Source organism: Micromonospora sp. NPDC007271 (assembly GCF_040634005.1).
Taxonomy (GTDB): domain Bacteria; phylum Actinomycetota; class Actinomycetes; order Mycobacteriales; family Micromonosporaceae; genus Micromonospora.
Genome location: NZ_JBEYER010000020.1, coordinates 42115 through 61567, shown reverse-complemented (window position 1 = coordinate 61567; position 19453 = coordinate 42115). Strand labels below are relative to the sequence as shown.

The following is a 19453-nucleotide window of genomic DNA, read 5'->3' as shown; positions in this document are numbered from 1 at the left end:
CATGATCACAGGCATGACCGCCGGGGTACGCCAGGAGCCGCGCGACGCCGCCCACCCGCGTACGCCCCGGCGTCCCCGGCTGCCGGTGCTGCTCGCCCTGCTCGTCGGGCTGGCCGGGGTCGGGTACCGGCTGGCGCTGCTGCTCGCCGACGCCCCGCCCACCAACAGCGACGAGGCGACGATGGGGCTGGCCGCCCTGCACATCGCCCGTGGCGAGGACTTCCCGGTCTGGTTCTACGGGCAGGCGTACATGGGGACGCTGGAGGCGTATCTCGCCGCGCCGCTGGTCGCCCTCGTCGGGCCGTCGGTGCTCGCGCTGCGGCTGCCCACCCTCGCCCTGTACGCGCTCTTCCTCGCCCTGTCCTGGCGGCTCACCCGCCGGCTCGGCGGCGACCCCTGGTACGCCCTGCTGGTCGTCGGCATCCTCGCGCTCGGCTCGGACCGGGTCGTGAAGAACCAGCTGATCGCCGGGGGTGGCTACCCCGAGCTGAACCCGGCCGGGGTGGCTCTCGCCCTGCTCACCGTCGGGCTGTGCGCGCGCGGGCCGACGCCGGGCCGGACCGGGCGGCCGGTCCCCGGCGGATCGGGCGGGTCGACCGAGGGTCGGGCCGGACGGCCGGTCCCCGGCGAGCCCGTCGGCGACGCCGAGCCCGACCGCCCGCGCACCGCCGCGCGGCTGTCCCGCTGGGCGGCCTGGGGGCTGGTGTCCGGGCTGATGCTCTGGGTCGACCCGCTGATCCTGCCGTACGTCCTCGGAACCGGCGCGGTGCTGGTGGTGTGGCGGCGGCGGGAGCTGGCCGGCCGGGCGGGGCTGGTCGTGGCGGGCACGCTGCTGTTGGGCGCGGCACCGATGCTGCTGGACAGCCTCCGGCACGGCCGCAACCCGCTCGCCGCGGTGCTGGTCGCCGGGGGCGGGGACGCGGTGGCGGGCTGGGGCGAGCGGCTGTACGGCGGCCTGGTGCTCGGGCCGCCGCTCGGCATGGGCTTCTGCGCACCGAGCCACTGCGCCACCTGGCAGCTCTGGTGGGCGCTGGCGTTCCCGATCCTGCTGCTGCTCGCCGCGCTCGCCGCCGGGCGCACCCTCCGTACGCCGGTGCCGCCGGCCGCCGGCCCGGCACCAACGAGCGAAGACGACCGGCGGGTGTCGGCGGCGGTGCGGCTGGCGCTGCTGGCCGGGGCGGCGGCGGTGCTGGTCGCGTACACGGCGAGCAGCGCGGCCGGGCGGACTCCGGTGGAGAGCTCTCGGTACCTCTCCTGCCTGGCGGTCGCCACGCCCGCCCTGCTCTGGCCACTGTGGCGCCGCGTGTGGCGGGGCCGCCGTCAGCTCGGCGAACCGGCGGTGTCCGGGTCGGAGGGACACCATCGCCTCGCGGACAACGTGGCCGGCACGGCCGGCGGGCGTGGCCCGGCGGGGGGCGGCGGACGCTCCCGGACGGCCGGCATGGCGGCACTCGCCGTGCTGGCCGCCATGCTCGGCACGGCGGGGGTTGCCACCGCCGGAGCGATCGCCCAGGTGCCACCCGTCCAGGCCGAGGCCGAGCGGCACCGGGCGCTCGTCGACACCCTCGGCGACCTCAGCGTACGGCACGTACGCGGCGGTTACTGGACCTGCAACCGGCTCACCTTCGCCACCGCCGAGGACGTGGTCTGCGCGGTGGTCGACGACGAGCTGCGCCCCGGCTTCGACCGGCTGCCCGCGTACCGGCGGGCGGTGACCGACGATCCCGGTGCGGCCTGGGTCGCGCCGGTCGGCTCGCCACTGGCCGACCGGCTCGACCGGCGGGTCGGCCCTGATCGGGGCGACCTGGCGGTGGTCACGGTCGACGGCTGGCGGGTGTACCTGCCCCGCCCGACTGGCCACGGTTGACGAACTCGACGGCGTCGAGGCGATGCGCCGGGCGTCACTTGCCGTAGTAGAAGTCGGCGGCCTCGCCGGCCCGCGCCGGCGCTTTGATCCTCAGTGGCTTCCCGTGGCCACTCATCGTGGTCGTCATCGTCAGCTTCGGGCCCTCGCTGGGAGTGAGCTCCACTGTGATCGAGGTGACCCAGCCCTGGTCGTCGGTCGTGATCGTGAACGGCGACAGGGGCATGCCGAGCGAGACGATGCTCGGTGCGCCCACGGGAAGGAAGGACTTGGCATCCTTACCGTTCGGGTCGAAGCGGCCGGTGTACGTGTGCGGGCCCGCCGGCTGCACCGAGGTGACCGACGCGGCGAACGCCTTCAGGCCGGTCGGGTCGAGCCAGTCGAAGCGCAGGAAGGGATCGTCCCGCCGCACCCGCTTCAGGTCGACGTGCACCCAGCCCTTGTCGTCGGACGGCCGCGAGTAGCTGTCGGCGCCGATCACGATCCGGCTCCCCGCCGACGGGTCCTTCCCGCCGGTCACCGCGATCGTCGACTGGAACCGCCGCGCCTTCGGGTCGAGGGCACCGGTGCCCTTGACTTTCTGCCCCTCGGGCAGGTCGCCGCGCACCGCGTACCGGTGAGCGACGCCCTGCGACCGCTGCAGCGCCGCCACCAACTCGGCCCGGACGTCGGGCGTCGGGGCTGGCGCGGCGGTGCTGGCCTGGGCCGCCGCCCGGGCCTTGGTGGGCTCCTCCGACGCGGTGCAGCCAGCGGTGAGGAGCAGGAGGCCGGCCAGAGCCGGCGTGAACAGTGCCGTGTGGTGGTTCAATGTGCGTTCCCCCGTGCAGGCCGGCCGAAGGCCGGGACGAAGGCACGATAGCGAAATCGGTCGACGCCCGGTGCCCCTCGTCTTTCCCCGATGTCCCTCGCCTGTCCCGGATGTCCCTCGGAGCGGGCGGCGGCCGTCAGGAGGAGGCGCTCGGCCGGCGTGGAGCGGGCGCGGGCGTGGTGAGCAGGCCGAGGCGGTGGGCCAGCGCCGCCGCCTCCACCCGGTTGCTGACGTCCAGCTTGGCGATGATCCGGGACACGTGGACGCTGGCCGTCTTCGGCGAGATGAAGAGCTGCTCGGCGATCCGGCTGTTGCTGTGCCCCTCGGCGACCAGCCGCAGCACCTCCTGTTCGCGGCTGGTGAGCAGGTCCGGGCCGGGACGGCCACCACCGCGCAGCCCGACCCGGCGAGCCAGGACGGCGGCCTGCTCGCCCAGCGGCGTGGCGCCGAGCCGGGCGGCGATGTCGGCGGCCTCGCGTACCGCGTCGGCCACGACATCCCGCTCGCCGGCCGCGGCGGCCGCCTCGGCCAGCCCGAGCAGCGCCCGGCCCAGCGGGTACGGCTGCCCGGCCGCCCGCCACGCCTCCACCGCCGCCCGCCAGGCCGGCAGCACCCCGCCACCAGCACCGTCGGCGTCGCCCGCGCTCGCACCGCCCACGCCAGCACCGCCATCGACCCCGGCACCGGCGAGGATCGCGGTGACCTGGGCGGCGTGCGCCCGTTCCGCCGGGTATCGGGCCGGCAGGGCGGCGGCCAGCCCGGCCACCGCGCCGGCCAGGTCGGCGTCGCCGACCAGCGCGGCGGTACCCGCCGCGGCGGTGAGCACCGGCCAGCCCTCCCGGGGCAGGTCGGCCAGGCGCTCGTCGGCCAGGGCGGCGCGGGCTGCCTGGAGCGCCGCCACCTTGTCGTCGGCGGCGAGGGCTGCCTCGATCCGCAGCTCGCGCAGCGGCAGCCGGTGGTTCGGCCAGAGGTACGGCCGGGCCAGGAACGCCAGCGCCCGGCCGACCAGCTCGTCGGCGGTGGGGTGCGCCCGGGCCAGCCGCAGCCCGGCCCGGAGCTGGAGCCAGTGCAGCCCGGAGACGCCCGGCGGGTCGATCCGGGCAGCCTCGGCGCAGGCCGCGTCGGCCTCGTCCCAGCGGCCCAGGGCGATCAGCGCCTCGGCCCGGTTCGACAACAGGTACGCCCCGGTGGAGCGGCTGATCCCGAACCGGCGCGCCTCGGTCACCCCGGCGGCGGCCGCCTCCTCCGATTCGGCGTACCGGCCCAGTTCGTACAGCACGTCGGAGAGGTGGACCAGGGCGCTGACCAGCCCCGGCGCGTTGCCGGTGGCCCGAGCCAGGGCCTCCGCCCGGCGTAGCTCAGCCAGCCCCAGGTCGGAGATCTTCCTGCTGGTCCGGCAGAGCATGGCGATCCGGGTGGGCAGCAGTGCCACGTCCTCGCCGATCGCCTCGGCCGCGGTCATCGCCTCGACGGCCACCGAGGCGGCCTGCTCGGGATCGATCCTCACGAGGTGGGCCGCGATGTCGGCGAGCAGCCGTACCCGCTCCGGGCCGTCCGGCACGCCCACCGCCAGCTCGTACGCCCGGCGGATCTCGTCGGTGCCGTCGCTCTTGCCGAGCAGCGCCAGCAGCCGACCGCGCTGGTCGAGCAGGCGGGCCGCGCGGAGCGGTTCGGTGTCGGGGTCCACCTCGGCCAGCGCCGCCCGGGTGAGGGTCAGCGCCCGGTTGTAGTCACCGGCCGTGGTGGCCGCGGCGAGGGTCTCCTCCAGCACCCGCAGGTGGTCCATGCCGAGCCGCTCAGCGGCGTCGGGCACCAGCTCCCACAGCTCCAGCACCCGTTCCAGCAGCCGGCTCTGCTCGGCGTACGCGTACCGGTCGGCCGCCGCGCAGGCGGCGACGCGGGCGGCGACCAGGGCGCGCGGGTGGTCGTGCGCCGCGTACCAGTGGTGGGCGATCTCGGCCGGGGCGCGGCCGGCGGCCACCAGGTGGGGCTGTGCCTCGATCGCGGCGGCGTACCGGGCGTGCAGCCGGGCGTGCTCGCCGGGGAGCAGCTCGTCGTGCACGGCCTCCCGGACCAGGGCGTGCCGGAACTCGTAGTCGCCGTCCGGGTCGGCCACCACGAGCTGGGCGGCCACGGCGGCGCGCAGCGCGTCCTCCAGCTCGGGCTCGGGCAGACCGGCGACCTCGGCGAGGAGCTGGTGGGCGAAGCGGGTGCCGCCGGCCGCGGCGATCCGCAGCACCCGCTGGGCTGGTTCGGGCAGCCGGTCCACCCGGGCCAGCAGCAGGTCGCGCAGCGTCTCCGGGAGCGCCGCGCAGCCCACCGGGTCGCCGGCGGCGGCCAGTTCCTCGATGAAGAACGGGTTGCCCTGGGTACGGCGGTGCACGTCGTCGACGGCCCGCGGAGCGGGCTCGGCGCCGAGCAGGTCGGCGAGGATGGCGGCGGTGCCGCCCCGGTCGAGCCGGCTCAGCTCGACCCGGTCGACCCCGCGCGCCCGGTCCAGCTCGGCGAGGAACGGACGCAGCGGGTGGCCGCGGTGCAGTTCGTCGGTGCGGTACGTGCAGACCAGCAGCAGGCGGGCGGCGCGGGCGGCCCGGACCAGGAAGCCGATCAGGTCCCGGGTGGACCGGTCGGCCCAGTGCAGATCCTCGATGACCAGCACCAGCGGCCGGTCCTCGGCGATCCGCCGGAACAGGTCGGCGACCAGGTCGAACAGGTAGCCGCGCGGGGTGTCCGAGACGGGCAGGCCGGTGGGCGGGACGGCCCCGGCCGGCACCCGGGCCAGCTCCGGCAGCAGCCGGGCGAACTCGGCCTCGTACCCGGCGAGGACGGCCGGGCCGTCGCGGCGCAGCACCTCGCGCAGCGCGGCGGCGAACGGCGCGAACGGCAGGCCGGCCTCGCCGAGCTCCAGGCACTGGCCGACCAGCACCCGCGCGCCGTCGACGGCGGCCAGGGCCCCGAACTCCTCCAGCAGCCGGGTCTTTCCGACACCGGCCTCCCCGCCGACGAGGGCGGTGGCCGGCTCACCGGCGCGGGCCCGGCCGAGCGCCTCGCGCAGCCCGGCCAGTTCCTGCTGCCGGCCGACGAGAACGGTGCTGGCGGCACGTACGGTCACGCCGTCGAGCATGCCACGGCCGGCACCCGTGCCGTCCCCGCCGACCGCTCGCTGTCCCACCGGCCCGGCCACCCCCGTGCCGTCCCGGCCGACCGGCCGCTGTCCCACCGGTCCGGCCACCGCCCCCGTGCCACCCGTGCCGGCCCCGGCCGGCGGGCTCCCGTTCCGGTCCGGGTCGGCGACCGGTTCGGCCGCGGCGGTGGAGCCGGGCAGGGTCCGGGCGGCGTTCTGGTCCGGACCGGCCGGGGCGGGCGAGGTTCCGCCCCGGCCGGTGGGCGACGGCGCGGGTGGCGCCGGCCGGGCGGCCGGCGCGGCGAGCGTGGTCACCGCCGGCCGTCGACGGTACGGGCGGGCTGGTGCCGCCGGCTCAGCCAGCCGTGCGGGTGGCGGCGGCCCACCGACCGGGCGAGCCGATCGCGGGCCGCGTCGGCCTGGAGCTCGGCGGCGAAGCTGCGGTGGATGGTGAGCAGCAGTTCTGCGTCGTTACCGAACATCTCGGTTCCCCTGTCGTGCGGTGTCGTGTCGTGTCCTGTCGACGTTGACTTTCCGCGCGAAGGTGGCCCCCGGGCATGGGTCTGCCGCCCGATCTTCGGCCGCTCCCCCTCCTTACCCCGGCGCCTCAGGTGCCCGGCGGCGACGTAAGGTACTCAGCCGCGCGGCGGACGGCCGGCCGCGGATCACCGCGGTGCGGAGCGCCCACTAGACTCTGCGGCATGGCAAAGCCCCAGGAGAAGGTCTCGTTCGGCCAGCGGCTGAAGCAGATCGGGATGGTGTTCCGGTTCACCGCCAAGCAGGACCGGTGGTTCGCGCCGCTCACCGCGGCCGCGGTGCTGATCCCGCTCGCGCTCACCGTGGTCGCGGTCATCGCCGGGGGCTGGATCTGGTTGCCGATCGGCATCCTGCTCACCCTGCTCGCCGTGCTGATCGTGCTCAACCTGCGGTCGAACAAGGCGATGATGAACGCCGCCGAGGGGCAGCCGGGAGCGGCGGCGCAGATCATGGAGAGCATGCGCGGCGACTGGCGGGTCACCCCGGCGGTCAGCTCCACCACGCAGATGGACATGGTCCACCTGGTGCTCGGTCGTCCCGGCGTGATCCTGCTCGCCGAGGGCAACCCGCAGCGCGTACGCGGGCTGCTCGGCCAGGAGAAGCGCCGGCTGGCGAAGGTGATCGGCTCCGCCCCGCTGCACGACTTCGTGATCGGCCAGGGCGAGGGTGAGCTGCCCATCCGCAAGCTGCGGATGACCCTGATGCGGCTGCCGAAGCCCCTCAAGCCCAGGGACGTCAACGCCCTCGACAAGCGGCTGAAGGCGCTCACCGCCCGCCCGCAGATGCCCAAGGGCGCCATCCCGAAGAACATGCGCCCCCCGCGCAGCGCCTTCCGCCAAACCCGAGGCCGCTAACCCATCACCCCCACCCACCCTCCCTCCCCTCCCAGCCCCCGCGATCTTGCAGATTGTGTCCCCGGAAAGTCCTAATAGTGACTTTCGTCGGGGCAGCAAGTGCAAGATCGCGGGGATGCCGGGGCGGGGACGGGGACGGGCGGGGGTTAGGGGCGGGGGGCGGGGGCGATGACGGAGTTGGAGAGGCGGTCGTGCAGGCCACGGCGGTGCCCGTCCATGATCAGGGCGGGCACGACCAGGACGAGCAGCACGCCTCGGAGCAGGGCGCGGACCAGGCCGATCCGGCCGCCGTCCGACCAGGCCAGGCAGCGGATCCGGGTGATGTACATGCCGGGCGTCTGGGCGAAGAGGCCGAGGAAGAAGGCGTACTCGACGACCAGCACCACCACCGGGGGCCAGCCGTCCCGGGCCGGGCTGGCGAAGAGCCCGGAGAACAGCAGGCAGAGCACCCAGTCGATGATCAGTGCGCCGAACCGGCGGCCGAGGCTGGGGGGTGTGAAGGTGGGGTCCGTGGCGGGGGGCACCGGCACGGTGGCGGTAGTGGTCACAGCGGTCAAGCGTAGTCACGCCCTCGCCGGGGCGGTTGGCACCACGGTGAGCAGGGGTGCGGTCACTGCCCGGGTACGCCGGTTCGGCACGCCTCGAAGAATGGGACAAAAACCCCAACCGCGGCCACCCGGTCGCAGCGAGCCCGGCCGGGTCCTCGGGTTGGCGGTGGCTGAGCGGGGTAGATGACGCTCCGCGAGGGACGTTACACGGCCGAAACAGAGGAGACACGGCCGGGCAACCGCACCGCCATACCGTCGCCAGGAGCCAGCCACCACCAGTGAGCCCGCCAGGGAGGACACGTGTTCGCCAATCCCGAGGAACTCCTGCGCTACCTCAAGAACGAGGACGTGAAGTTCGTCGACGTACGTTTCTGTGACCTGCCCGGCGTGATGCAGCACTTCAACCTGCCAGTCGAGTCCTTCGACGACAGCGTCTTCACCGACGGCCTCGCGTTCGACGGTTCGTCGATCCGCGGCTTCCAGGCGATCCACGAGTCGGACATGCTCCTGCTCCCGGACGTCGCGACCGCCTTCATCGACCCGTTCCGCGCGGAGAAGACCCTCGCGCTCAACTTCTTCATCCACGACCCGTTCACCCGGGAGGCCTACTCCCGTGACCCGCGGAACGTGGCGAAGAAGGCCGAGGCGTACCTGGCCGCGAGCGGCATCGCCGACACCGCGTACTTCGGCGCGGAGGCGGAGTTCTACATCTTCGACTCCATCCGCCACGAGACGTCCGCGCACCGGTCGTTCTACTACATCGACTCCATCGAGGGCGCCTGGAACACCGGCCGCGAGGAGGAGGGCGGCAACCGCGGCTACAAGACCGCGTACAAGGGTGGTTACTTCCCGGTGCCGCCGGTCGACCACTTCGCCGACCTGCGCGACAAGATCGTCCGCCGGCTGGTGGACAACGGCTTCACCGTGGAGCGCTCGCACCACGAGGTCGGCACCGCCGGCCAGTCGGAGATCAACTACCGGTTCTCCACTCTGCTGCACGCCGGTGACCAGATGCAGCTCTTCAAGTACATCGTGAAGAACGAGGTCTGGGCGAACGGCCGGACCGCCACCTTCATGCCGAAGCCGCTCTTCGGCGACAACGGCTCCGGCATGCACACCCACCAGAGCCTCTGGCTGAACGGCGAGCCGCTGTTCTACGACGAGACCGGCTACGCCGGCCTGTCCGACACCGCCCGCTGGTACATCGGCGGCCTGCTGCACCACGCGCCGTCGCTGCTGGCCTTCACCAACCCGACGGTCAACTCCTACCGCCGCCTGGTGCCGGGCTTCGAGGCGCCAGTCAACCTGGTCTACTCGCAGCGCAACCGCTCCGCCTGCACCCGCATCCCGGTGACCGGCAGCAACGCCAAGGCCAAGCGGGTCGAGTTCCGGGTGCCGGACCCGTCCAGCAACCCGTACCTCGCCTTCTCGGCGATGCTGATGGCCGGCCTCGACGGCATCAAGAACAAGATCGAGCCGCCGGCGCCGATCGACAAGGACCTGTACGACCTCCCGCCGGAGGAGTGGGGCAACGTCAAGCAGGTCCCGGGCTCGCTGCCGGAGGTGCTCGACGCGCTCGAGACCGACCACGACTACCTGCTCGACGGCGGGGTGTTCACGCCGGACCTCATCTCGACCTGGGTGGAGTGGAAGCGGACCAACGAGGTCGACCCGGTGCGCCTGCGCCCGACCCCGCACGAGTTCGCCATGTACTTCGACTGCTAGTCGCGGTCAAGCCACACCACCTGATACCCAGACGCCCCCGCTCTCCCATCACCGGCAGAGCGGGGGCGTTTCGTCGCCTGCTGGGTCAGACAGCGACCGGTACCGCAGCCGCGTTGACCTTCCGCACCTGCCCGGGCAGCGTGAACAGGTCGATCCACAGGCCGATGGTCAGCCAGCCGAACGTCAGCAGCATCGACACGGCCCTGGCCGTCTTGCCGAGGTAGAACTGGTGGATCCCGAGGGCGCCGAGGAAGAACCACAGCACGTAGGCGGTGCCGACGGACTTGGGTTGCATGGTGGGGGTACCTCCGTTGGGGGATGGGGTCCGGGGCAACGTACCGGACTGGCCGGCACCGGGGAATGGCTTGTCGTGTTGTGTCAGTGGGCCTCGCGGACAAGGAGGGCGAGCGCGGCGCCCATGCCGAGTACAGTCGGCCCAGCCGCATGCATCGGGTCCCGCTATACCTTCGTGTGCGGTATATTGAGGCGGTGGACACTCCCCTACGCGAACCCACCTATCTGATCCTCACCGCGCTCGCCGCGGAGCCGCTGCACGGGTACGGGATCATCGGCGAGGTCGGCGCCCTCTCCGACGGCCGCGTGACCCTGCGTCCCGGCACCCTCTACGGCGCCCTGGACCGGCTGGTCGACGCCGGTCTCGTGGAGGTCGACCGGGAAGAGGTGGTCGACGGCCGACTCCGCCGCTACTACCGCCTCTCCCCGGCCGGTCACGTCACCCTCACCGCCGAGACCGAGCGGATGCGGCGCAACGTCGAGGCAGCCACCGCCCGGCTGCGGCGTCGCGCCGCCGGCCGGACCGCCGCCCACCTGGCGGGAGGGCTGGCATGAGCGACCGTCAGCGAGCGAATCATCAGCGCAGTGCACCTCAGGCCGCCGCCGAGCGAAGCGAGGTGACGGCATGAGCGAGCGTCAGCGAGCGAATCAGCAGCGCAGTGTGCCTCATGGCGGCGCCGAGCGAAGCGAGGTGACGGCATGAGCGACCTGGAGCGCCGGTACCTGCGCCTGCTGCTCGCCTACCCTGCCGACTACCGCCGCCTACGCGGGGCCGAGATCGTCGGGACGTACCTCGACCTGGCCGGGCCGGGCCGCCGCTGGCCCTCGCCGGCGGACGCCGCGGACCTCGTACACGGCGGCCTGCGCCAGCGGCTGCGGGCCGCCGGCACCGCCGATTTCGTGCCCGGAGTGCAGCTCGCCGCCGTCCTCGCCTTCCTGACGGCGACCGCCCTGGCCGCGGTCTGGTCGGTCATCGAGCTACGCCCGCCGGCCTCCGAGTTCGGCGTTCAGCCGGTCGGCCCGTTCGCCAGCAGTGCGGTGGCGGCCTGGGCCGCCTGGCTGGTCGCGGCAGTGGGGTACGCCCTCGCCCCAGGGCGGTACGCGCGCCCCCTGCTCTGGGTCGCCGTGCTGCTCACCGCCCTGGTGGCGCCGGTCTCCGCGCTGACCGGTCTGACCCCGCCACCGCTGTTCGTGCTGGCGCCGCAGCTCGCGTTGGGCGTGGTCGCGCTCGGGATGCCGGAACGGCCGCCACTCGCGGCCCGGATCGCCCTGCTCCCGGCAGGTGCCCTGGCCGCTGCCCTGGCCGACCACTGGTTCACGACCGGAAACCTCTTCGCCGGCTACCGCAGCTTCGAGGCCGTCGCCACCCCACTCGCCGCCGGCGCGGTCTTGCTGATCGCCACCCTGGTACTCGCTCTCGGGTTGGCGCACCGGGGCGACTTCCGCGGCGGCTGGGCGCTCCTCGTCCTGGCCACGCCCCTCGGGCTGCTGTCGGTGCGGGAGCTGGCGGAAGGGGCCGTCGGCCGGAACCCGGACTGGGCCGCGCTGACCGCCACCACCCTGACCGTGGGCCTGGCCGGGCCGGCTCTGCTGATGCTCGCCGTGGCTGTCCGTACCCGGCTGGCGCCGCCGCGCGCGGCAAGGTGCTGCCCCAACTGCGGGTCTCCGCGCTGAGCCGCTGGTCGCCCCGCTCCGGCCGACGGGGGCGGAGCGGGGTGACCGGGGCCGCTCAGCCGGCGAGCAGGGCGTCCAGCTTGGTGAAGGAGCTGCCCCAGCCCTGCTCCGCGCCGGACCGGACGTTCGCGGCGAACGGACCAGCCGACCGGGCCGAACCACTGGGCGAACTGGTCCGGATCGGTGAACGCGCGCCACACCAGCTCGCGCGGGGCGTCGAAGACGCGGGTGATGACGAGTTCCTGGGTGGCCATAGGGGTGAGCGGTGGCCCCGTGAACCATCTCGACGAAGTCAGCGGGCGCGGCGAGCCAGCCCGACCCGGATCGCCCAGACGACCACCGCCACGACGATCCCGGTCATCACGATCGCCCCCGGGGCCTTGGTGAACCGGGCCAGGTTGCTGCCGTCCGGCAGCGTGAGGCACGAGGCCACCGCGCAGGGCGCCACGAACCACACCGCCCGGGCCACCGACAGCGTCGCCACCGCCAGCAGCGCCAGCGGCCAGGCCGCGTACCAGGGGTGGAAGACCGGGGCGAGCAGGACCGTGGCGGCCAGCGCCAGGCCCGCCCCGGCCAGCGCCACCCGGGGCCGGGCGGCGGCCAGCCGCGCCACCCGCTGCCGGACGTCGCCCAGCCGGCGCAGGTCCGTCCAGGCCCGCCACCAGAGCATCAACAGCAGCACCGCGAGCAGCGCCAGCGCGACCACCCGGACCACCGGCACGGCGTGCGGCTCCCGGCCGAACAGGCCGCCCACGTAGTCGATCACGAAACCCACCGCGGTCGGCGGCGAGGTCCACTGCTGGGACTCGCCGCTGTGGGCCAGGCCGGCCACCCAGCCCAGGCCCAGCCCGGCCGCCAGGGACGTGACCGCCAGCGTCGCCACCACTCCCCCGGCCAGCCAGCCGGCGTCGCGGAGCAGGGCCCGCACGGTGTAGCGGCCCAGGACCGCGGCGAGCGCGGCGAACGGGAGCACCACCACCGCGAAGGCCTTCACCGCCACCGCCAGCCCCAGCAGCACCCCGGCCAGCAGCAGCGTCGGCGGCTTGCCAGGCCGGCGCACCAGCACCAGCAGGCCGAACAGGAGCAGCCCGAGCCCGACCGCGTCGTTGTGCGCGCCGGCCACCAGGTGCACCCCGACGAGGGGGCAGGCCAGCGCCAGCCAGGCCGCCCGCCGGGCCGGCACCCCGACCGCGCCGGCCAGTCCGGGCAGGCAGAGCGCGGCCAGCAGCACCCCGGCCACCGCGAGCACCCGGAGCAGCACGACCGCCCCGGTCAGGCCGCCGCCGAGCAGCACCGCCAGGCCCGCCAGCAGGACGAAGACCGGCCCGTACGGTGCCGGGGTGTCCCGCCAGATCGGCGACACCGTGTCGGTCCACGGGCAGCCGGCGGCGGCCACCCCGACCCGGTACGGATCGGCGCCGTGCGTCCAGGACCAGCCCTGGCAGGCGTACGAGTAGACGTCCCGGCTGCCCAGCGGCGGCGCGGCCAGCAGCGGCAGCAGCCAGAGCCCGGCGGTCAGGTACGCCCACCGGGTCGACGGGGCACCCCAGCGCAGCGACCACCACGCCCCGACCAGCAGCGCCGTGCCGACCAGCCAGCAGCCGAGGACCACCGGGCCGTACGGGGCCCGCCAGATCTCGGGAAGGCTGGTGTTGTCAGGGGCGCCGGGGAGCGCGCCGCCCAGCCAGCCGGCGACGGCCAGCAGCACCGCCCCGGCGAGACCGGCGTAGCGGGCGACGGCGGCGGCGACGGGCCGGACCGGCCCGTCGGGCTCGCTCACCGGCATTCTCTCCTCAGTCGACGGCAGGGGCCGGCTGACGGTCGGCGGGTGCCGGCTGGCGGTCGGCACGAGCCGACCGTACCAACCGGACCGCCACCACGATCACCAACAGCGTCATCAGCGGCGCGCCGGGCATCTTGGTCCACCGGGGCAGGCCGGTGCCGTCGGCCAGGACCAGGAACGAGGAGACCAGCGCGACCAGCGCGAACCAGCCGGTCCGCCGGGCGGTCGCGGCGAGCACGGCCAGCGGCCACGTCCAGTACCACGGGTGGTACAGCGGGGCGAGCGCGACCGTGGCGGTGAGCGCCAGGCCGGCGTGCCAGAACGGCTCCCGGTGGCGGGCCCGCCACCAGAGCCAGACCAGCAGCACCGCGAGCACCGCCATCCCGATCCCCCGGGTCACCGGCAGCGCGTCCACGTGCGCGCCGAAGATCGCCGCGAGGTAGCCGACGGTCTGCCCGACCGCGGTCGGCGGCGAACTCCAGGCGACCACCAGCCCGCCCTGCTCCAGGCCGCTGATGAAGCCGAGGCCCAGGCCCGCGGCCACGGTCGCCCCGGCCAGTGCGGCCAACGCCCCGCCGACCACCCACCCGCCGTCGCGGACCAGCGCCCGGATCCGGTACGGCCCGACGATCGCGGCCAGCGCCGCGAACGGCACCACGACCAGCGCGGTGACCTTGATCGCGGCGGCCAGCCCGAGCAGCAGCCCGCCGCCGAGCAGCAGCAGTGGGCGGCCCGGCCGGGCGGCCACCACCGCCAGCCCGGCGATGAGCAGGCCCACCATGAGCGCGTCGTTGTGCGCGCCGGAGATCAGGTGCACGGGCACCAGCGGGCAGGCCAGCGCCAGCCAGAGCGCACGCTGCGGCGGCACCCCGCAGCGGCGGGCCAGCACCGGCAGGGAGACGGCGGTCAACGCCACGCCGACGACGGCGAGCGCCCGGAACAGCGCGATGCTGCCGAGCAGCGACCCGGTGGCCGCCACGATCGCGCCGCTGATCACCACGAAGAGCGGACCGTACGGGGCCGGGGTGTCCCGCCAGATGTACGAGATGGAGTCCAGCCACGGGCAGGGCAGGGTGGACACGCCCTGCTCGTAGGGGTTGATTCCGGCGTCGTAGCTGGCGCCCTGGCAGGCGTACGCGTACGAGTCGCGACTGCCGAGCGGCGGGGTGACCAGCATCGGCAGCAGCCAGAGCGCGACCGTGACCAGCGCCCAGCGGGTCGACGGCACCCGGTCGCGCAGCGACCACCAGGCCCAGCCCAGCAGCGCCGTGCCGACCAGCCAGCCGCCGAGGATCAAGGGCCCGTTCGGGCCCTGCCAGATGCTGACGGGGGAGGGACGCAGGTTGGCGTGCGGCAGCGCACCGCCGAGGAAGGCGGCGACGGCGAGCAGCGCGGAGCCGACCAGCCCGATCCAGCGCGAAAGATGGTGAGGCACTCGGACATGCTGCCAGCCTGGTAAATCGGGACGAACGGTGGGCACCCGACCGGGGCGCAGGTCAGCAGTTATTCCGCGGCACGAGGGCACTGGAGATCGAGAACTCACCTGGCGTACCGGCCCGCACCTCGGTCCACCCGTCCGGCCCTGGCCGCAGGCACCCGTCCGTCCCGGAGAGGGAGAGCCAGCGCGACCACCGCACGCGGACCGGCACGTCCCCGGCCCGGTCCGTGGTGAACCTCACCCGGGCCTGGTCGGCGGCGACCAGCCGGCCGGGCGTACCCACCAGCGGTGTCGGATCGACCACCGCGTACAGCCGCCAGTTCGCGTTCCGCCACACCTCGCGGAGGTAGGGCTGGCCGGCCAGGACCAGGTCGGCCTCGGCCCGTCCCCAACGGTCGAGCGGGACGTCGGGCGCGACCGCGACGTACTGGATCGCCTCCCGGCGGAGCCAGTCCGCGTACGAATCGGCGGTCAGCCCGTCGCCGTAGAAGAGTGCGTTGCGGTCGGTGTCCACCTGCCGCTCCCAGCCCCGCGCCAGGGGCACCGTCGGCGGCAGATACGCCGACTCCCAGTGGTCGCGCAGCGGCACCACCTCGACCCGACCCGGCGGTTGCCGTCGGGCCAGTTCGTCGGCGAGCGGGCGGTGGAAGGCGGCAGCGGTCTCCGGCGAGCCGGCTCCCGTGACGTCGTTGACCATGACCGGGTTCTGCCACCAGACCGTGGCCGCGAGCAATCCGGCCAGCCACGGGCCGGGCAACCGGGCGTACCCGGCGAGCACCGGCAGCGCGAAGAGCATCGGCAGCCGCAGCGCGTTGGAACCGATCGGGCTGGGCAGGTAGAACGCGGCGACCAGCAACAGCACGGTCAGCGCCGAGCCGATCCGCAGCACCCGGCACCGCCGGGGCAGGACGGCGAACACCAGCACGGCCAGCGCCACGTTGATCCGCATCGACTCGGCCGAGTAGGGCTGGGTGCCGCCGTTGCCGAACAGCACGGCCATCGGGGCGAGCGCGAGCGCCGGCGCGAGGCAGAGGACCAGGCTCTCGGCCAGCGGGCGGTCCACCCGCCAGCCGCCGGCCAGTCGCCGCCCCGGGCCGTCGCCGCGGCGCAGCGCGGCCAGCAGCAGCGCGGCACCGGCCAGGCCGGTGAAGAGCCCGGCGACCGGGCTGGCCCAGGTGGCGGTCGCGGCGAGCCCGGCCGCCAGGCCCAGCCGCACCGGCCGGCCCGGCCGCCCGGCGCTGACCGCGCAGAGGGCGAGCAGGCCGAACGCGAGGCCGACGGCGAAGGTGATCCGGCCGCTGGCCAGGTTGCCGACCAGCACCGCCGCGCCGAGCACCCCGGCGAGCGCCGGTCGGCGGGCCCGGTGCCGGACGGCGAGCCACCCGAGGGCCGCGGCGCCCACCACGGCGGCGAGGGCCCCCAGGGGCCGCACGCCGAGCCACGTCCCGAGCCGGGCGACGAAGAGGCTGTAGCCGTACTGGTTCACCCCGCCGTACCAGCCGAAGTCGATCGGCGCGGCACCATGGCGGGCGACGAACCCGGCCCGGGCCACCTGCGCGGCCAGGTCGGTACCCATCGGCGGGGCGAGCAGGAAGGCCACGGAGAGCAGCAGTGCCGCCGCCGTGGCCGGCAGCCAGCCGGGGGCCGTCCAGCGGCCGGCGCGAGGGCCGGCCGTGGTCGGCGCCTGGCGGGTCACCACCTCAACCATCGAAGACCCTTTCCATCGCCGCGCGGGAGCGGCGGCCGGTGCGCAGATATTCGTCGAGGAACTCGCCCGGGTCGTCACGGCCGAGCAGGCGCACCACCCCGGCCAGCTCCACCCCGTGCCGGGGCAGCTGGTCCCCGGCCCGGCCGCGGACCAGCATCAGCGCGTTGCGGACCTGCGCCGCGAGGGTCCAGCCGGCGGCCATCTCCGCCGCGTCCTCGGGCTCGACCAGGCCGGCGTCGCGGGCGGCGGCGAGGGCGTCGAGGGTACGCGTGCCGCGCAGCTCGGGTAGCCGGCCGGCGTGCCGGAGCTGGAGCAGCTGCACGGCCCACTCGACGTCGGCGAGGCCACCCCGGCCCAGCTTGGTGTGGGTGGCCGGATCCGCCCCCCGGGGCAGCCGTTCGGTCTCCACCCGGGCCTTGATCCGGCGGATCTCCACCACCTGCTCACGGGTCAGCCCGCCGGCCGGGTACCGCACCGCGTCGACCATCGCCTCGAACTCGGCGCCGAGGTCGGCGTCCCCGCACACGAACCGGGCCCGCAGCAGCGCCTGCGCCTCCCACACCTGCGCCCAGCGGGCGTAGTACTGGGCGTACGCGGCGAGGCTGCGGACCAGCGGGCCCTGCCGGCCCTCCGGGCGCAGGTCGGCGTCCACCCCGAGCGGCGGGTCGGGGGCCGGTGCGGAGAGCAGCCGGCGCAGCTCCTCGGCGATCGCGCGGGCCGCCGCACTGGCCGTTCCCTCGTCCGCGCCCGGCGGCGGGTCGTAGACGAAGAGCACGTCGGCGTCGGAGAGGTAGTTGGACTCGTACCCGCCGAGCCGGCCCATCCCGATCACGGCGAAGCGCAGCCCGGGCGGCGCCGGCTGGGCGGCCCGGGCGGCCCGCAGCGCGGCGGCCAGGGTGGCGTCCGCGACGTCGGAGAGGGCGGTGCCGACGGCGGTGACGTCGGCGAGGCCGAGCGCGGCCGGGCCGTCCGGCTCGGCACCGCTGTGGGCGGGGGCCAGCGCCCGGCCGGACTGCTCGGCGCGGCCCGGGGCGGGGGCCAGCGCCCGGCCGGAATGCTCGGCCCGGCTCGGAGCGGGGGCCAGCGACCCGGCTCGGCTCAGCACGTCGGCGCAGGCGAGGCGGAGCAGCTCCCGGCGACGCAGCGCGCGGACCGCCCGGACGGCCTCGACCGGGTCGGCGTGCCGGGCCGCCGCCGCGGCGAAGCCCTCGCAGAGCACCGCGCGGCTGCGCGGGGTCAGCTCGGCGTCCTCGGCCAGCAGCCGCAGCGCCTCCGGCTCGCGGGCCAGCAGGTCGGCGGCGTACCGGGCGGAGGAGAGCACCCGGGCCAGCCGGCGGGCGACCGGGCCGGAGTCCCGCAGCAGCCGCAGATACCAGGGGGTGCTGCCGAGCTTCTCGGAGACCTGCCGGTAGTTGAGCAGCCCCCGGTCCGGCTCCGGCGCGTCGGCGAATTCGCTGAGCAGCACCGGCAGCAGGGTGCGCTGGATCGCGGCGGTCCGGTTCACCCCGCCGGTGAGGGCCTGGAGGTGGCGCAGCGCCCCGGCCGGGTCGGCGAAGCCGAGGATCTCCAGCCGGTGCCGGGCCGCCTCCGGGGTGAGCCGCAGCCCCTCGGCGGGCACCCGGGCCACCGATTCCAGCAGCGGCCGGTAGAGCAGCTTCGCGTGCAGCCGGCGTACCTCGGTGGCGTGGGTGACCCACTCGGCGCGGAACTCCTCGACGGCGCTGCGGCCCGGGGTGGCCTGGTAGCCGAGCGCGGCGGCCAGCCAGCGCAGCGCGGCCGGCTCGGCCGGCACGGTGTGGGTGCGGCGCAGGCCCTGCAGCTGGAGCCGGTGCTCGACCCCGCGCAGGAAACGGTAGCCGCGCAGCAGCGCCTCCCCGTCGGCCCGGCCCACGTAGCCGCCGGCGACCAGGGCGTGCAGCGCCGGGATGGTCCCCGGTGCCCGCAACGACTCGTCGACCCGGCCGTGCACGAGCTGGAGCAGCTGGACCGCGAACTCGATGTCGCGCAGGCCGCCCGGGCCGCGCTTGATCTCGCGTTCCAGCTCCTTCGGCGGGATGTTGTCGATGATCTTCCGGCGCATCGCGCGGACGTCCTCGACCGCCTCCGGCCGTTCCGCGGCGGTCCACACCAGCGGCGCGAGCGCCTCGATCCACTCCCCGGCCAGGTCCAGGTCGCCGGCCGCCGGCCGGGCCTTGAGCAGCGCCTGGAACTCCCAGGTGCGGGCCCACCGGCGGTAGTAGGCCAGGTGGCTGGCGAGGGTACGCACCAGCGGCCCCCGGTTGCCCTCCGGCCGCAGCGCGGCGTCGACCGGCCAGGCGACCAGCCCGCACACCTGGATCAGCCGGGTGGCGACCAGGGTCGCGGCGGCCAGGTCGTCGTCGGCGGCGGCGACGAAGATGACATCCACGTCGGAGACGTAGTTCAACTCCTCGCCGCCGCACTTGCCCATCGCCACCACAGCCAGCCGGGGCCGGGCCGTGCCCTCCGGCAGCTCGTCGACGGCGATCTGGTACGCGGCGGCGAGGGTGGCGTCGGCGAGCCCGGAGAGCGCCGCCATGGTCTGCTCCAGCCCGCGCCCGCCGGTCAGGTCCGCCGCCGCGATGCGCAGCAGCGCCAGCCGGTACGCCTGCCGCAGCACCGGCACCGGGCCGGTGGCGGCGGTCAGTCGGGCGGCGGCGGCCAGGTCGAGCCGCCCCTCGGCGGCGGGCGCCTGCCCGCCCGGGCCGGTGGCCAGCACCGCCCACTGGCCGGGATTGGCCACCAGATGGTCGCCGAGCGCCGAGGAGGCGCCGAGCACCGCGACCAGGCGCCGGCGCAGCCCCGGGTCGGCGGCCAGGGCATCCAGCACCGCCGGCTTGTCCGCGGTACGGCGTTCCGCCTCGACGAGGCGGTGCAGCTGGCGCAGCGCCAGATCCGGGTCGGCGGCCCGGGAGAGGGCGGCCAGCAGCTCGACGGCCTGCTCGTCGGTGGGCTCCTGCACGTCCGGCCGCCACAGCCCGAGCCCGTCCGGGCCGAGCAGGTCGGCCGCCCGGGCCCGGCCGTCGCCCTCGGCGAAGCCGTACCGGGCCAGGCGCCCCCTGGTCGGCCGGGTCATGC

The 19453-nt window shown here is 75.3% G+C and carries 14 protein-coding genes and 1 pseudogene; 5 read left to right on the top strand and 10 right to left on the bottom strand.

Translation table 11 applies throughout. The annotated features are described in order from the left end of the window. Window positions 1-13: 13 nt before the first annotated feature. Complete coding sequence (locus ABZ570_RS10255; protein ID WP_358059887.1) at window positions 14-1867, top strand: DUF423 domain-containing protein; 1854 nt, start codon at window positions 14-16, stop codon at window positions 1865-1867. Between the two features lie 34 nt (window positions 1868-1901). Here ABZ570_RS10255 and ABZ570_RS10250 read toward each other — a convergent pair whose 3' ends face one another. The 3 genes from ABZ570_RS10250 to ABZ570_RS10240 form a co-directional block, all read right to left on the bottom strand. Then, window positions 1902-2672, bottom strand: a complete 771-nt coding sequence (locus ABZ570_RS10250; RefSeq protein ID WP_358059884.1) for a hypothetical protein — start codon at window positions 2670-2672, stop codon at window positions 1902-1904. Between the two features lie 136 nt (window positions 2673-2808). After that, window positions 2809-6111 carry an AAA family ATPase gene (locus tag ABZ570_RS10245; RefSeq protein ID WP_358059882.1) on the bottom strand — a complete coding sequence of 1101 codons (3303 nt, stop codon included), beginning with the start codon at window positions 6109-6111 and terminating at the stop codon, window positions 2809-2811. After that, the gene (locus ABZ570_RS10240) at window positions 6108-6278 is read right to left on the bottom strand and encodes a hypothetical protein (protein WP_358059879.1); all 171 of its coding nucleotides are present in this window, start codon (window positions 6276-6278) and stop codon (window positions 6108-6110) included. Before ABZ570_RS10240 ends, ABZ570_RS10245 begins: the two co-directional genes overlap by 4 nt. A 219-nt stretch (window positions 6279-6497) precedes the next feature. Here ABZ570_RS10240 and ABZ570_RS10235 point away from each other — a divergent pair, with 219 nt between their 5' ends. Further along, the gene (locus ABZ570_RS10235) at window positions 6498-7187 is read left to right on the top strand and encodes a DUF4191 domain-containing protein (RefSeq protein ID WP_358059876.1); all 690 of its coding nucleotides are present in this window, start codon (window positions 6498-6500) and stop codon (window positions 7185-7187) included. A gap of 146 nt (window positions 7188-7333) precedes the next feature. Here ABZ570_RS10235 and ABZ570_RS10230 read toward each other — a convergent pair whose 3' ends face one another. Beyond that, window positions 7334-7717 (bottom strand): RDD family protein, encoded by a 384-nt coding sequence (locus ABZ570_RS10230; RefSeq protein WP_358059967.1) that lies wholly within the window; start codon window positions 7715-7717, stop codon window positions 7334-7336. Between the two features lie 318 nt (window positions 7718-8035). Here ABZ570_RS10230 and glnA point away from each other — a divergent pair, with 318 nt between their 5' ends. Further along, entirely contained in the window at window positions 8036-9460 is a 1425-nt protein-coding gene (gene glnA / locus ABZ570_RS10225; RefSeq protein ID WP_358059873.1) for a type I glutamate--ammonia ligase, read from the top strand. An 85-nt stretch (window positions 9461-9545) separates the two neighbouring features. Here the strand turns inward: glnA and ABZ570_RS10220 are convergent, their stop codons facing one another. Then, window positions 9546-9755 (bottom strand): TM2 domain-containing protein, encoded by a 210-nt coding sequence (locus ABZ570_RS10220; RefSeq protein WP_358059870.1) that lies wholly within the window; start codon window positions 9753-9755, stop codon window positions 9546-9548. 194 nt (window positions 9756-9949) lie between these two features. On the opposite strand from ABZ570_RS10220, the gene ABZ570_RS10215 reads away from it, so the two are divergent. Continuing rightward, a complete protein-coding gene (locus ABZ570_RS10215; protein ID WP_358059868.1) occupies window positions 9950-10309 on the top strand; it encodes a helix-turn-helix transcriptional regulator in 360 nt (119 codons plus the stop codon). Between the two features lie 144 nt (window positions 10310-10453). Further along, window positions 10454-11428, top strand: a complete 975-nt coding sequence (locus ABZ570_RS10210) for a hypothetical protein (protein WP_358059865.1) — start codon at window positions 10454-10456, stop codon at window positions 11426-11428. Window positions 11429-11571: 143 nt separating this feature from the next. Here the strand turns inward: ABZ570_RS10210 and ABZ570_RS10205 are convergent. From ABZ570_RS10205 to ABZ570_RS10185, 5 genes and pseudogenes are all read right to left on the bottom strand, one after another. After that, window positions 11572-11682 (bottom strand): annotated as a pseudogene (locus ABZ570_RS10205) (SRPBCC domain-containing protein); the annotation flags it as partial. A gap of 38 nt (window positions 11683-11720) precedes the next feature. Beyond that, complete coding sequence (gene mptB, locus ABZ570_RS10200) at window positions 11721-13214, bottom strand: polyprenol phosphomannose-dependent alpha 1,6 mannosyltransferase MptB (protein WP_358059862.1); 1494 nt, start codon at window positions 13212-13214, stop codon at window positions 11721-11723. A 7-nt stretch (window positions 13215-13221) separates the two neighbouring features. Further along, on the bottom strand, window positions 13222-14646 hold the full coding sequence (gene mptB / locus ABZ570_RS10195; RefSeq protein WP_358059859.1) for a polyprenol phosphomannose-dependent alpha 1,6 mannosyltransferase MptB: 1425 nt from the start codon (window positions 14644-14646) through the stop codon (window positions 13222-13224). Between the two features lie 61 nt (window positions 14647-14707). Next, window positions 14708-16357, bottom strand: coding sequence for a hypothetical protein (locus ABZ570_RS10190; RefSeq protein WP_358059856.1), 1650 nt, complete (start codon window positions 16355-16357; stop codon window positions 14708-14710). After that, a complete protein-coding gene (locus ABZ570_RS10185; RefSeq protein ID WP_358059853.1) occupies window positions 16350-19451 on the bottom strand; it encodes a bifunctional [glutamine synthetase] adenylyltransferase/[glutamine synthetase]-adenylyl-L-tyrosine phosphorylase in 3102 nt (1033 codons plus the stop codon). Before ABZ570_RS10185 ends, ABZ570_RS10190 begins: the two co-directional genes overlap by 8 nt. Between the last annotated feature and the right edge of the window lie 2 nt (window positions 19452-19453).